This window comes from Paenibacillus sp. R14(2021) (assembly GCF_019431355.1).
Classification (GTDB): Bacteria; Bacillota; Bacilli; order Paenibacillales; family Paenibacillaceae; genus Paenibacillus_Z.
The window spans coordinates 4,829,345-4,844,567 of sequence record NZ_CP080269.1 but is presented as its reverse complement, the minus strand read 5'-3'; the positions used below and the strand labels follow the sequence as shown (position 1 = coordinate 4,844,567).

Below are 15,223 nucleotides of genomic sequence, written 5' to 3'. Positions count from 1 at the left end.
CTCCATTAGCTTTGTCGCATTCGGCAGAAAAGGGAACCCCCGACGTTCACAAGCTCGATACTCTTATGGAACTTATGCGCCTTAAATTGCTCCTCATCATGGTAAGGAAATAACACGTAAGCACCGAACATGCTTCGTTCGAGCTCTTTCCCGCCACCTTCTGCATATACAATTGCATCCCGATAGCGGTGCATCGTATTGATGTCCGACTCCTCCGGCCCCGGCGTACCGTAGATGCTTCGATAAGGAGTATCTTCATAAGCTGGATTCAGTCGGTACTTGGCATCAAATATATACTTATACTCCATAGTTGAATCATTCTTCTTTAGCGTCAGCACATTATCCGGCTTCTGCGAGACCGTCGGCGTCTTCTCACCGCTCGGAAGCGTGTTGTAATAAAGCGTAAATACCTCGCCGTTCGCCGGGTTCCGGTACACCATCTTTGCCTTCTGTGATTTGTCCAATGTCACGAACACGCCTGTCCGATTCACCTTGATAATATCCTGTTTCAGCAGCTCGTACTTACGGCTAAGTAGATCGTGTATTTTCAAGAAGCACCAATATTCATAGAGCTGCGCTAGATCCTTCATCGACAAGCGGAACAGGTCGCCTTGAATGGACAGCCCTTTCATCAGCATCAGGTAGTTGCGATATACCTCCCGATAGCCAGGTGCCATCTGTAGCACGAGCGTTACTGATAACTGCCGCATTTCCCGTACCTGCAGAAAATCAAGCCCCAACAATCGTCCCAGCTGTTTCCCCATATCATCCAGCTTGCGGGCTAAGAGGGGATCCTGCAGCCGACCCTTGTCGATGAGACGCATCTTCAATTCCTTCAGCTTCTTCGCAATCCGCAATAACACCCAGCGGACAAAACGGTTCTCGTTGGTATCATAGTCCACATGCCGCTTCGTCTCGATGGCGTGGCTCGGGATGTATTTCTGACCGTTAAGCGTGACGACGCCTCGCTGATCATCTTGAACGAGCAGATGCGATCGTTTGGTCAAAAAAGTAATATTCCTCTTCCCCGGCTTTTTCACCCGTCCCGCCTCCACAATCCGGTTCTCCACCTGATGTTTGGAATGCGGTGAACTGTTGATACGCTCCACAGCCTGCACCATTTGCCCGAACACATGCTGAAGAATGGAGAAGAACTCCGTCAAGCTCTGATGCCGCGTTTCTTTGAGACCCGTGAGATTGTAGGTTTTTCGCAGAAAATCGAACGAGAGGTTATAAATCTGTTGATTTACGTCGTTTAGAATCATCTGGTAATCTTGCTTATAATCCATCTTCACCGGAAAAATCTCCAGCTGCAGCTGAAGCACCGTCTGCCCATACAGTCGAAGCTCCAGGTCCGTTAAACCGACCTCGTTCTGAAAGTTGAGGATCCCGGATAAAATCCGACTCCCGAGCGGCTTAACCGCCTGCCTGACATGCACATTCTCGTGATAGAAGGTAAGCGGAAGCTCTTCTTTCTTCTCGATGACCAGCTCATAGGCTTGCGTCTCATAGAAGAACGGATAAACGCTATCGCCCGTTTGCCACGGCACAAGCTTGCGCGTTATCGGATGAAACAGCAGGATACGCTCGATTTGTACCGAAGCTGTCGGTGCTGTAATCTGAAGCTGCGCGGGCATCAGTTCATTTTGATCCGTACGATGAAGCTGCAACGTATCCACCGTCGGATGGTATGGCTTGCCCTGAATGTAGAGATTGAACTGGTTCGTCTCGATTCGAAGCAGCTCTATGCTGGTGCTAGGAGAGCCAATAGGAAGTGAATCCATCTTCCTCCAACCTCCGCAGCATGAATGCAAGTTTACGTGCACTGAATGGATACTTGGCTTTTTCCTCGGAAGCCGACCAAGAACTCCACTTCATATAGAGCTCGCTTGCATTATCAAGATAATCCTGCAGCGGCAAATTCCGACCAAGCGCCACTTGCATCAGTTGGAGCAGGACACGCTTTACGGAAGAAGAACTGCCTTGTACCCGTGGCAAAATCTTCTGCAGCAGTTGCAGGTCAAACGCCTCGTCCTCTCCCATCAGCTCGAATTGCTCATTGTAGATCATATAGAAGCACACGGCATCCCGGATCCGGAAACCGACGTGGGAATGTACCTGTTCGAGGATGCCGTTCACGCGGACTAACTGTGCCGTGACCCTCTTAGCAAGCTCTTCATGCTGGGCGTACGCATCGATGAGTTGGAGAAACTCGCTCCGTAGGAACGCATTTGGCGCCCGCCCCCCTGCTTCCTCAACTTGCGACCCAACTAAATCCGGGAACTGTTCGAGATTGATATAATTGAACTCGATCGTATTCGCTCGGTCGAGGACCTTCTTGCTGAATGGATGCGTCGTCTCGTCCATGTTAACCGTGCCGATCAGATACACGTTATCCGGTAACGCGAGGCCGCCGTAGAGTGGCTGATCCTCCGGCGCCAAACTTTTTGCTTCGATTAGCGGCACCGTTACGATTCGCTCTTCTCGCCATTCCTGCGTTTCTATGACACTAAGCAAATCACTGAAATAATGCTCCACACGGGCCAAGTTCATCTCATCCAAGCAGATAAAATAAGGTTTATGCCGATTGCGCTCCTGTGCAGCAACCGCCAGCACTTCAGCCAATTTCCCCGGACGGAAAGCTCCTGTCAGATCCTTGTAGCCGAGCAGATCCGAAGGATCGCTCCAATCCGGCCGCACCGGAATGAGCGTGAACTGACCACTCGAACTCGTCGCGCCGAGCGCTTCGGCGAAGAGCTTCACAAGCTTGGTTTTGCCCGTACCTGATACGCCGGCAAGGATGGCAAACGGCTTGGTCTTCAGTGAGAGGTAAAAATTCTCGATGAGGCCTTGCGGAAAATGAAATCCCTTGCCACGGATGAACACCTTGATCGCTTCTATGCGTTCCATTACCGATAGATTATCCACGGGTTCCTCCTTGATGGGTTGTTCGTATGTATACATATCGCCGGATTTGCGAAGATATTGGAGCTCTTCAAGCCAGTTCAGCATGAATCGTGAACGACTTTCCTGTGTCACGGTACTCCATGACTCTTCCATGCCCATAGCAGCGATGAAGGGCTCATTGAACTGGACTAGGGTGAAGTTCTCTAGCTCCTCGCATAAGGCAATTGCAAGGTTCATGACTTTGATCAAATTCGATGCTTGGTCATGAGCTACTTCCTCGGAGAAATAATTTCGGAGCAGCTCGGCCTGATTCGCGCTAAGCTGCCATATTTGCAAATCAAAACCCTGGAAGTAGTTCCAACCCAGCGATGTTAATGCGTATTGGTTATCCTCGATTGTAATGAGTCCAAGCTCTTGAATCGCTCGACCAAGATGCTGAGCTCGCTCTTTGGGGTTCTTAATCTCGTCTCCTGTTTTGAAAATAACACCTGGATGCGCGATTAATTCTTCCAAAGACGTAAATTGATTCGGATATTGGCCAAGATAGTTGATGATGCCTTGGGTTAGATATAAATGTGCGATCGTGTACTTAAACACTGGCAACTCGGTTGGCGGGCTCTTCTGTGCTACAATTTCGGCATAAAGTTTGTAGTTGTGGACCACATTCTTCAGGTCTGCTAGAAGTTGAGCGTCATTTGGAACTTGACCTCGTTCATAACGGACCGAGGCGATTATTGCAGCTTGATAATCGTCGCCGATCCCCGGTACAAGATCATCTAGTTGAAGATTCTCAAGAGGTAAGATAGCTCGGATCTCTTCTGACTTTTGCTTAAAATAAGGATAGGCCCTCTTCTTCTTCAGACGCTGAAGAGGCTCAGTCACGCCTTGAATGAGCGTCAAATACACCGCACTCATATCTTCAGCGAACAAATATACGATGTACTCACCGCGTTGAATCGTCATATTAAGCCGCTTATCCAAGATCGCAATCCATGGGATCCCTACCCAATTGCCTTGTCCGATTGAGCCTTGGACCTTATATTCGGAATCTATGAAATCAAGTGATCGAAGATATTCCGGAATCCGATTACGAACTAACGCGCCTACTGAATGATTGGCGAAAGGTTGTGTTTTAAATGTCAAATAGTTATCCAGAACGTGATCAAATGTTTCTTTTAGCGAGAAGTTGAATTGCACTGCAAGCTGCTCATTATATGCATCTAACTGAGTTTGTGCGTATTCCGCTAGTTCTTGAAGCATTGCCTCATCCAGTACGGACCAGATCGAAGTCTTGAAGGTAATGGAATCACCTGTCGTTTCTAGAACAGCCGACAAGGCATCGATAGGCGTTTTCAGCAGCGACTTCGTCTGTGTTAACGTGAACGCTCCCCAGCTGTCCGCTACATTTGCCGGAGGGGTGTCGACGGTTTGTCCCTCTTCATTACTACTCTGGTAATACGACAAAAAACGCTCAGCGACAGTGCTCAGCGGTAGGAATTGAAGTTTAGTTTGCTTGTACTCTTCAATGATGCACAGAATGAGCACCATTTTATATGACTTTTGCTTGGCACGGAAGATGGATGCCAGCTCTACCGGTAAGGTCATGAACGCTTCGCTCCAAACTGGGATTAATATGTAGGATAGTAATAGAATTCAAGAGCATAGTCTGAAAGTCCTGCTAGTTGCAACCGATATAATAGTATCACAGTATAGAAGGAGCTTTGAAATGAAAGAAATTATACTATTCATTTTAGCGGTTGCCGCTCTGGGTGCTCTGGCTGGCATCATGCAACCGAAGAAAAAGCGTCGGCAAAGGAAAACCACAAAGAAACCTAATCAAAGAAATTCGAAGCCGACGGCAAACAGACGAGTCTCCAAGGTTTGTCACGAAGATAATATTATCCTAAAGAGTGAATTGAATGATATATCGGGTGCTGAATTTGAAAGGCTACTCGCTCTCTATTTTAGAGATCAAGGTTATACCGTACATGAAGTTGGGGTCGGCGGCAATGATGGAGGCGTGGATCTTGTAATCGTAGATAAACGAGGAGAAAGAACCGCTGTTCAAGCAAAATGCTATGCGGATCACAATACGGTCGGAGTCACGGTAGTTCGGGAGCTTGTAGCAGCCAAGAGAAATCACAACTGCGTACTCTCGATGTTAATTACAACCTCCGATTTGACCATGCAAGCTAAGAAGGAAGCCGAACAATTTAAAGTTGAATACTGGCACGGTGGTTTATTGGAACAAAAGCTGCGTAATTGGAGTAAATGGCAGTCGAACAAGAAGTCTGCATCAAATGTCTCTGCAAAACTTTCCCCTTAATAGTTAACTAAGCGACTTCCATGTTTCTTTTGAAACGTTTTACCTATCTACTTTTTCAGGCTTATACCTACCCTTGTCAGTGACTACTTGTATACAAGTCAAATCGTATATTCTTCTGGCCAGAAAGAAGAAAACCGGCCATTCGGCCAGCTCGCTTCCCTGCTTGATAGGGTCATCTAACGCTCTTAAGGGCGTAACACTCAGCAGATAAACTGCAGCAGGACCTGATTGAATCGTTCGCGTTCGTCCAGAAACGGCACATGGCCGCTGTATTGGAACGGAACAAGTACCGAGCCTTTGATTAACTGATGGGTTTCCTGCGCATTCGCGAACGGCACGACCTGGTCATGGATGCCGTGCGCAATCAATGTCGGTACGCAGATCGTCCCCAGATCGTTCCGCACGTTCTGATCCCTTAACGTCATCATTGACGCCGCCGTCGCCCAGCCCGCTCCCTGGAGTCCGACTTGAAAGAACCAATCCGCGAACGGTCCCGTGCTGTGTCGAAAAAAGAATTGATTCGGCAGCCCCGCAAGCAGCGATGGCCGGTCCGACAACGTTTGCTCGATGAACGCATTGGCGGCCTGCTGCGGCACGGACCCCGGCGACTGCGCATCGATCATCACGAGCTTGGATACGCCGTGGCCCTGATGCCTGGCCATATAGCGGACGATCAGTGCGCCGCCCGCCGAATGCCCCGCCAGCGTGATATTGCGCAGCTGCAGCGCGTCGATAACGGCCCGAATGTCGTCCGCCAAGCGATCCAGACTGTATCCCGTATAAGGCTTATCCGATTTCCCGAATCCCCTCCAATCCATACCGATGCAGCGGACGTCGTACGATGGAAGCACGTCGTATTGGTACTCATACTGCTGATGGCTGAGCGGCCAGCCGTGAATAAATAAAATCGTCCTGTTCCCCGTCGGGAGCAAGTCCTGCACATATACCCTCACGCCAGGTTCTACCGTAATGTAATAGCCCAAGGTTCTCCCCCTTACTAGGTAATGGAGCTCCCTAGATACCTATTAGAAGGATCGCTTCGGTAGACCTCTGTTCTTCCCAATCACGTAATTGTAATCAGCCAAATAAAAAAGGAACTCCGACGTTAATTCCGAACCGGAGTTCCTTAAGTATAAGACCTTTATTAAGACTCAGAATGCCGCGTCATGCTGCCCTTCGCTGTTCTTCTGCCCGCTAAATAAACGTAGGGCCAATCTGCATATGAATGTGGTCGAAGTGAGCCGCTCTTAGCTTCTTTACGGAATGTGGATCATCTACATAATCCGGATGGATAACAAAACCGCCGATATCACCGATTGCTTTACCGGACCACGTGTTAGCAGCACCTATCCCATTGTTTTCGCATTCGAAAGAAGCAAAGTTGAATACCTTTAAGAAGAGTTCATGTGCCAATGGATCCACTGCCGGATCAAGACGCAAGGCCTTTCCCGGTATCTCCGGCTTATTCCCCCAGTCTCGTGCAATCTGGCGGTTAAAAGCAACCTCCATAAAAGTCCCCTCGAGGCCGGAAAAATCCATCGCTCTCCCTTGGTTGTGACAATCATTAGGGTTCTGGCCGCCATGTCCAATGCCTAAGTGCCGAATAGCAGAAATATCGGGCTGCGAGGCATTCACCCATCGGGTCAAACGGTACAAGCAAACTAACATACGCTGGTCGACGTTGTCGATGACTGCAACTCCAACATTATTCTCATTGATTAAATCGATATGATTGATCGTTGCGGGCGATACCGCGACGCGCTGCGTTGGTCTGGGCGACTGGATGTTGGTCGACCAATCGCCGTTGTATGGGGTTTGAGTCGCTTTTAAGGAAAGTTTGCCGTTCTGGATAAGGTATCCCATGGCTTTGTTCGCTTGCTCTACTGTTAATTCCCGGGCTGGCGTCCACATGCCTGATGGAACCGGATCTAATACTAAATCGTCTATTTGCCCGCTTGCATCCACGCAGTCCGCATCCAAGTCATATCGGCGGTACTCACTGCCTTTGAAGAAATAGGCCTTCTGCCCGCCTTGATAGAGTACGGCATCGATGTTATCCGGCCAGACGCCAGGCCACCAATCGCCGATTGGCTTAGGGTACTCGGGGTCGACACGGTCCAGCGTGATGTCGTAACGCAAATATTCAGAGCCGCGGAAAAAATAAAGTTTGCCATTCCCCCAGTTTACGGCGGCATCGATACGATCCGGCCAAACTCCCGGCCATTGGTCGGCTATTTTGCGAGGGGGATTCGGAGCGAGATACCATTCGTCCACTCCATCATTGCGAACGTCATATCGGACATATTCATCTCCATAGAAGAAGTGAGCTTTGCCAAACCCCCAATAGACCGCAGCATCCGGCGCTTCCATACGAAGCCCTCTCCATTGAGCCATGGATTGCGCGTCCTGATCCTGTGATCCGCTTTCGAAATCGAATCGAATATAATCGTTATTTCTGAATAAGTAGGATTTCCCATTAGGCCATGCAATAGCGGATTTAATTTCAGACATCGTTCGTTCTCCTCTCAAATTTTCCAAATTTGTAGACATTCACCGATCTACCCTTACAGCTGTAAGATATCCACGTAAACCAGACGTGTCATCGTCACATCGCGAACTTCAGATGGTACCGCGGCGTCCAGCGTCTCGAATTCCTGAACGACGAGTCTAAGCGTCTCCCCTAGGTATTCCTGGGGAATTTGGAATTGGCCCTGCCAAACGACTCTGCCAAGGGCATCCGGTACGCCTGCGTCCAGCATGAATCTTAAGGGAAGATCGACCCATCCGATCGTTTCGTCTTCGATCTCGGTATCGCGGCGTTGCACGTTTACTTCCACCTGGCTTGAAGCCGGTATGACCAGATTACCGTTCGTCGAACGTCTCGCTGTATAGGTTACCCCGCTTACGGAAATGCCGTATCCACCCGGTGCCACGCCAATTCTAGTAACCGTGCAGATCCGGTCGGGTGCTGTCTGAACGATATCGGCAAGTACGACGGACGACAAGCGAAGGTCCAGCTGCATCCTTGCGTCAAGATTCCCATGACCGTCCGTCAAGGAGTTCGGCTGGAAACGGGCGAGTGCAAGGCGAATGAACGGAAAATAGGCATCAGATGTATCGAGCTCCATATCGCTGTACCACAGCTCGCGCGAATCATCCCACTTGACTGGAAAAACGGCAACGCTTACGAACGTGTTTGCTAGTTCGGCCATTTTCACATTTGCGTAAACATGACTGCTGTTTTTGAAGCTGGCCGTTCGCGGCATCGGCAGCCCCGGAGATTGCCATACCGGATCTTGACCCCAATGCGTCGAATAGTTGTAGAGCGGTTCTTGCGGAACCGAGAGATCATGACCCAGAATGACGCCCAGCATTTCTCCGTCTCCCGAAGACCACCAAGGACGATCGAGATATACCCGCAGCCCCCCTCCCTTTCGTGTACTCCTTAAGCTCCCGTCTTCATCGCCATTACCCTCCTCCCAGGCGTACGTCGGTAGTACATACCGTACACGGGGCGCCGCAGGGCGAGCCGAGCTTAGAATATCGACAACCGTTTCCTCGCTCTCCCGGAGAAGTTCCTCGGTTGTCATCTGTTGCGGGAAGTATTCGCGGAATCGAGTCGTTGCCTTGACCTTATAACGAACACGGCGGTATTTGGTGTCGCCGAACTCGTGTGCGGTAATCTTGCTTGCCAAGTTAATCTGATTCTGGTGATATCGCCGCCGAATTGTATCTGAAGCCGGCAATCCATCTAGTGCCTCCTGATGCCACTTGCGGGCCTCGCCGGCCTGGTCAGCGCGAAATACGAGAATCTTATCTGACTCCAGCCGCAATGGGTCAGGGACAATGTCGCTATACGTCAATAGAATAGGTTCACCGTCATCTTGTACGGTCGGGATTTCCATTACATGCGCGCTGACATTCAGATCATTCTTATTCGCATTGAGAGACAGCTCATCGCGCGGTTCCTTCCAACTCGCCACAATATCTAGTTTGGCCGTGCTGGGAGCATGCAGGTAGATCTCTCCCTGAAGCCAGGCGACTGTCTCACCCTGCGAGCGATTGGCGGTCAGTTTAGGCTCTGGTGCGGCTAACGGCTGCTGAACCGCATGAACGAGAGTGATATCCCGATACGGAGTGAACATCCAATGCCGGCCATCATGAATGGCTTGCTTGAGCTCGGATAACCTTTCAAAGGATACGGCGCCGTTCTCCGCTGCTTCTATTAGCCATTGCCACAAACCCATTGCATCCAAATCGCCGGCGAACATGGAACTAATACGCACCCGAGCAATTCCCGATTTTGGGAGGTAGATCTTCAGCACGCGCTCCGAACTTTCCCACTCGGGAGCTCCATCGCCTTCGATTAAACGCAGCCTGAAGGGCGCAGCCTCATACCAGATCGGTCCGCCAAAAGGAATAGACAGCCGTTCATCCGGTGCAATGCCGGGCAAACCTTGAAAGACGACACCGGCGGACCAAGGGTCGGGAAGATAAGGAAGGATGGCTTGCTCCTCCGTATGGACGGCGTACCCTTCCCCCGGCCCTTCTTCTTGCCCCGTCCGTACGAATCTCACCGAAGGCAGCTCCTGATCATTCCATGAACCTGATTCCCGCAAGGCCACAGTCTCGTACACATTCAGAACGCGTTCCCGGATTTCCTGCGGCGTCAGCCCTGCGCTCTTGGCATCCAATGCCTCGTCCAGCAAACCATGCAGCTCAACGAGTTGAAGCGAGGCCTTGGGAGCAGCGATGTGCCTGTCGTTATAAGGCCGATAGGCAGGGCGCAGTTCGACGTACTCCTCTGACGATAGCTCGAAATTGCTGCGAATGACCAACCTTTCCAGCGATTCCCCCTCCGCATAAGCAGTCGCTTCGGGATGTTCCGTATTGCCGTCGGTACTATATAACTGGCATGGAATCAACTCAGGCGGAGGTATGGGTTCGAATCGACGGTAAATCAGAGCCAGCTCTCGCGGAGGAGGCAATACCGACTCAAGCGTATTCGCTTCTTCTAATGCAGGACTGTTGCCAGCAAGATCGACGGCGCGCAGCCTGATCCGGTAACCCTGTCCGAACCGCAGCCTGGGAAGCGTCCCTGGTTGAACCTTAAATTTCGTCTCCAAGCCGAGCCTTGTCATGGCTGTGTTCTCGACGCGCTGCGGCATCGAATCCGGATCGCTTGGATCCGGGGCACGTGCGCTGCGGCTGATGCTCAATCCGGGTCGCGGCGCCGATAAACTCCAACCATCCCAACTGAACAACGATTCGTGAACGTAAAGCTCCTCTCCCGGATCACGGGGGACGCCTTGATCGCGTACCGGCCCGGTTACACTTGCTTGGACATACCCCTCATCGTTGATGTCATCCGGGATAACGCCCGGAGCGCCAGGTGTTGCATAACTTCCTATGCGCTGGTGAAGGGAATGCCATTTTCCCGACCGTTCCTCATACACATCCATTCGATAGCCGCGGGTCAAATCTTCGGCATAAAGCGCAGTAACAATAGGCGGGTCGGACGATAGACATTCATTGAGCTTCGTCGACCGTACGAAGGATTCATAACGACGATTCGCATTGCCTTTACGGAAGATTGAGATGCTTCCCGTACGCAGCGAAGGAACGCCCGCTTTTTCCGGAGCGTCGATTGCTAGTGATTCCTCCTTTATCGCCCTTCCCAGCGTTTCAACCAAATTCAACGTTTTGAGCGCAGCACCGTCTACGTCTACTTGTTCAAGGCCCAGCTCATCGCCCGGATTCACTAATCCCGCGACAAATTCCCCATTGGCCGAGTGCGCCGCAAACAACGTCTGGCCGCCCTGCTCGCTGTGAATGAACTTCGTCCATGGGTAGTAGTCGGCTGTCCATGTCGTCAAGCCAGGCTGCTTCCTGGGCAATGATGAGTTCCAGCTAGGAAGGACGGACAGGCTTCTCGGCGCCAACTCGCTTGACGGCGGTAAATCGGCAGCGTCGATCTCCAAGTCGATAATCAATCCCAATCGGCGAAGGATTTGGGGAAAGTCTCCGAGCGCGGATACCATCTGGTGAAAATCAAACTCCTCCTCGAAGCCGGCACGCGCAGCCGGGCCTTGCGGCAGATCGACCGGTTTGGCCATGGGGGGACGATAATGGAATAGAGCGGTTCGGAAGAATGGATCAGCTGCGCCTCCGATTCCATCCGGGATGTACGGACCTCCCCCGATCACCCCTTGAGCGCTCCTGCGACGAGCGTCCCTGCGTGATCTCTCAATGGAAGCATTTAGCCGATCGTTAAGCGGCGTGTGATCGTCTTCATATGGGAGGTGAAGCTTGCGCAAGTCCCCGAAAGCTTCTTCCAAACTAAGCTGCCCTTCCTCGTCATTCGTCGTTTTTTTGATTGCAGGGTGATCGTATGGGGACTTAGCCGCGATTTGTTGGTAACAGGTCTTGATATCCTTCAGAATGGCATCGGCAGGAAAACTTACAATCGGCCGGTTGGAATAATCTTCGAATTGATAAGGACGGACGGGTATCTCTTCATGGAAGAATGCTCGCCACAAAACGGCGTCTGGCGGATTACTTGTAACGACCGAGCGTACCTCTGTCCCGTCATCCAAACGGACGGTGAACATCGACAGACCAGGCTGCATAAGCGCCCCCCAGTCTAGAAAATCAGGGTATTGCCTAAGCGTCATTCCTTCGTCGGAGCGCAGCCGCGGGTTTACGAAGACGGACAAACGAAGATAACGTTTGTCGTCTTCTGCGCGTACGCCGCCCGGGAGCGCGATCCAGAGAATGTCTTGCGTTAGGGTCATCCGCATAAGCTCCTTTCTTACTCGTTCAGGCAAATGCTTCGCAATAATTCTCCCATTCGCTTGGAGAGACAAGCTGGCCGAACGTAGGGTCTCCCGCTGCGCCGGCGAACCTTCGTTCCACCTTCAACTCGACGCTTTTACTGAAAAAGGCGATATCGATACAGACGGTTACGGTGGCTTGCCCCCATACTTCTCCTTTTTCGTTGCCCTTATCGAGGTACGAGAATCCCAAATAAAACTCGACCGAAAGAGAGATCAGGCCAAGTACGCTGAGGTACCCTCCGCATCTTAAATATCCCGTAAGCATGACGTTGTCTTTGTCCATGCCGAAGTAGATGCCCGCCATGACGGAGATGCCGCCGCTTGCCACGCCAAGGTCCAAGCTGACATTTCCTCCGAACTCGATAGCAGCTTCAATCTGTTCGATTCCATGCGCGTTAAGCGACAAGGCGAAGAATCCGCTGCCGCCAAATAGACCGACCGTGACCAAGAAGGGTTTTTCCCGTTCAGAGATGTTGAAGCGGATGCCCGCAGGTTGATTGACAAAAGGCAGCGTTAGAGCCGCACCCAAGCTCAGGTTTTGTAAACTGAAGATGCCTACGTTGACGGTCGGCACACTAAGCGTGTATCCGGCTCGGATCCCCGAAGCCGTTACGTCCAAGAACGGAGGGTCGCTGAAACCGTTAGATGGAATAATGTTCTTAAGCGTATCGACGAATTTCAGCGGACCCGTGAATGTTAACGCCAGCCCTTCCACGCTGACGTCCGCCTTCTTGCCATCCACGCTGCGGAAGCTGAGCGATTCGAAGTCCAGGTTGAGCGCATTGGCAAACGCCAATTTAAATTTCTTCAATTGTCCGTATACCTCGAACGTTAACGGATCGCCATTTAAAGGCGTCACGAGGATCGTACGGAGAATCAGTTGGCCTAATGCGGCTTCTGGTTGGAACTGAAACGGCCCGATGGTATGATCTCTGATATCCGGCTTCCACAAGAACCGCGTTTCGACGGCAATCGGAGGAGCCGTCGGCTTCTTCGGATCTACGCCAGGCGGATAGATCTCGCGGCTGGTCAGCAGCGGAATTTTCAACTTGAAGCTGGGCTTGTCGAGTTTGGCAAGCAAATCCTCTACAGGCAAGTCTGCGTGCTCAAAGTGATCAAGATCCAAACTTCCTGCCTCGATCAGAATATCCTTCAACGTAATGCCGCCTAGGAAGCTGGCTTTGTCAAACATGCTCGTGTCCAGTTTATTGTTACGGAATTGATCCAGTTTATCGACGGGACCAAGCAATCGGGAAAGCCCCGCGATGGACATATCCGGCTTAACCAACCCTCCTGTCAACTCCGGTGGAATAGGCAGGGCAAGGCTTGTCGGGAGCTCCGCAAATAGCTCGCCTCGGTTATTTTGCGGATCCATGCCACCAGTCAAGTAATCCTCGGCCAATTTGATATCTACGGGCAGAGATCTGCCCAAGAGACGTTCAACCGACGGTATACGGACACTCGCAGCCGTTACTTCCGGTAAAAACGGCGGCTGACCGTTGGTCAATTTCCCCAGCTTGCCGGCATCGTCAACGAGTTGCATCGTAAACGTTATGTTTTCCGCCGATAACGAAGTCTTGCCCTTTCCTTCAGTCGTTGTCTCGGCGAAAGCTACGGATTGCGCATGCAGCGGTACGGTTTTATAGTCCAGATAGTGCGATTTCTCATATTCTAGCTTCACATCGTGCCAATCGATGAACGTATCTTTGACAATCACTCGAAAAAAGGGAAAGCGACTGATCGTTCTTTGTTGGACCGTCAAGGGGACAAATAGAAGCGGGCGCTCCATATGAACCGTTTTCCCTTCCGCATCTTCCGCGACCATCTGGAAGAGAAACGGCTTCCCGCCAACCATCGGCCAGAAGAGGCCTTCGGGGTGCGGATCGAGCATCGGCGTTGCACGGGTCGTGATGCGGATGGTTTTGAAAGGCATTTCTCGGCCATTATGCGCATAGGCCCACGCCAAAGGCGTGTAATCCTTAATCGGCTCTTGCACTTCGATGTACTCGTATTGCCGCAAGTATGCGATCGAACCAAAAATACCGATGTTACCGTCTTGCGTATGTTCGGTTCGAATTTGATAGGGCTGAAATTCGCGCCGGGTAATGGTGACTATAGAGACGCGATGACCCGTATCGCAAAGGTATCCTTTTCTAACGGTCTTCACGTATTGATCTCTTCCTTGCGCGGCGATATGCTGCCATTGCTCAAGGGACAGCGGATCGTAACCCAAGCCATCGTTGACGCCCTTTATTATTGTAGGATAATCCCAAGCGCTCTCGAGGTTCGCCCATGCACCTGCTGATGAAAGCATAAGACGTCTGACACGCACGGGACTCGGCACGTATTTGAGCGGGAGCCCTTTGTCGGCAAGACGTTTCTGCCAATTTCGAATTATAAGCCTATCGATTGGCCGTTGCAGCCAATTCGGTAAACCATTGGTACCAGGCATTCGCGGCATTGAAAAGTCGGAGGATAAGCGGGCAATATCGGTGAGCGTATCATTGCCTCCTGCGTTTAGGGAGGTCTTGAACGGGAACTGCACATCTGTCGTGCCGATAACCCGGGAATAGACAGGTGTATCATTCGTATCTTTCGTATCTGCCCCGGGCTCCTTCGGCCGGGCTGCTCCCAAGCGGGTATGCCACAGTTCGAAGCGCCCCTCGGATCCGACTGGCTGTATGGAATGGTACCAGGTGCCAAACCGATCCGGGGACAAATACAACCCCGTCGGGACTTCAAGCGCGGTTTCCAGGGGAACCGGTTTCTTGATGCCTGGGCCCGATGTTGCTTCGAACGGTAATGCATTAGCCGATAAGACAGGCTCATAAGCCTGCCAGTCCATCAGCGTATCCATGGTGAGCGGCCATTCATTCCGATCATCGTGGAGCTTGAATACCAGTCGGCTCGGACCGGCCAATAATGCCATCACGGGGGGAGGGCCGGCAAATAAGCTTCCCGCTTTGTTTTGAATAAACGCTTGTTCGGCCACATGCTGCGGGGGGAAATGTACGATGAGAAGCGCAGCCTCGCCTGGAATGATTCTCGTCAAGCGATGCGGCGCTCCTTCCGCCCGTACATTTATCAACTCAAAGGTCAGATTCAGAAAATCTTCCTTACGTAATACGCTCAACTGAAAGCGATCTTCGGACAT

General features: G+C 51.4%; 7 protein-coding genes. 1 reads left to right on the top strand and 6 read right to left on the bottom strand.

Going from position 1 to position 15,223, the window contains the following annotated elements; translation table 11 throughout:
• Nucleotides 1-5 precede the first annotated feature (5 nt).
• Together KXU80_RS22480 and KXU80_RS22475 are read right to left on the bottom strand one after the other, a co-directional pair.
• Nucleotides 6-1,784: a restriction endonuclease-like protein gene (locus KXU80_RS22480; protein WP_258171110.1), complete on the bottom strand. Its 1,779-nt coding sequence runs from the start codon at nucleotides 1,782-1,784 to the stop codon at nucleotides 6-8.
• Complete coding sequence (locus KXU80_RS22475; RefSeq protein WP_219835388.1) at nucleotides 1,756-4,512, bottom strand: MrcB family domain-containing protein; 2,757 nt, start codon at nucleotides 4,510-4,512, stop codon at nucleotides 1,756-1,758. Before KXU80_RS22475 ends, KXU80_RS22480 begins: the two co-directional genes overlap by 29 nt.
• Before the next feature lie 121 nt (nucleotides 4,513-4,633).
• Here KXU80_RS22475 and KXU80_RS22470 point away from each other — a divergent pair, with 121 nt between their 5' ends.
• Nucleotides 4,634-5,233 carry a restriction endonuclease gene (locus tag KXU80_RS22470; protein WP_219835387.1) on the top strand — a complete coding sequence of 200 codons (600 nt, stop codon included), beginning with the start codon at nucleotides 4,634-4,636 and terminating at the stop codon, nucleotides 5,231-5,233.
• 200 nt (nucleotides 5,234-5,433) lie between these two features.
• Here KXU80_RS22470 and KXU80_RS22465 read toward each other — a convergent pair whose 3' ends face one another.
• From KXU80_RS22465 to KXU80_RS22450, 4 genes are all read right to left on the bottom strand, one after another.
• Nucleotides 5,434-6,216: an alpha/beta fold hydrolase gene (locus KXU80_RS22465; protein ID WP_219835386.1), complete on the bottom strand. Its 783-nt coding sequence runs from the start codon at nucleotides 6,214-6,216 to the stop codon at nucleotides 5,434-5,436.
• Nucleotides 6,217-6,427: 211 nt separating this feature from the next.
• On the bottom strand, nucleotides 6,428-7,744 hold the full coding sequence (locus KXU80_RS22460; protein WP_219835385.1) for a hemopexin repeat-containing protein: 1,317 nt from the start codon (nucleotides 7,742-7,744) through the stop codon (nucleotides 6,428-6,430).
• A gap of 53 nt (nucleotides 7,745-7,797) precedes the next feature.
• Nucleotides 7,798-12,027, bottom strand: coding sequence for a hypothetical protein (locus tag KXU80_RS22455; protein ID WP_219835384.1), 4,230 nt, complete (start codon nucleotides 12,025-12,027; stop codon nucleotides 7,798-7,800).
• Nucleotides 12,028-12,052: 25 nt separating this feature from the next.
• Nucleotides 12,053-15,121 carry a hypothetical protein gene (locus tag KXU80_RS22450; protein ID WP_219835383.1) on the bottom strand — a complete coding sequence of 1,023 codons (3,069 nt, stop codon included), beginning with the start codon at nucleotides 15,119-15,121 and terminating at the stop codon, nucleotides 12,053-12,055.
• Between the last annotated feature and the right edge of the window lie 102 nt (nucleotides 15,122-15,223).

Coding starts and splice junctions, on each gene's coding strand:
- KXU80_RS22455 (WP_219835384.1), bottom strand. CDS start 12,027: ATGACCCTAACGCAAGACATTCTCTGGATCGCGCTCCCGGGCGGCGTA.
- KXU80_RS22475 (WP_219835388.1), bottom strand. CDS start 4,512: ATGACCTTACCGGTAGAGCTGGCATCCATCTTCCGTGCCAAGCAAAAG.
- KXU80_RS22460 (WP_219835385.1), bottom strand. CDS start 7,744: ATGTCTGAAATTAAATCCGCTATTGCATGGCCTAATGGGAAATCCTAC.
- KXU80_RS22480 (WP_258171110.1), bottom strand. CDS start 1,784: ATGGATTCACTTCCTATTGGCTCTCCTAGCACCAGCATAGAGCTGCTT.
- KXU80_RS22470 (WP_219835387.1), top strand. CDS start 4,634: ATGAAAGAAATTATACTATTCATTTTAGCGGTTGCCGCTCTGGGTGCT.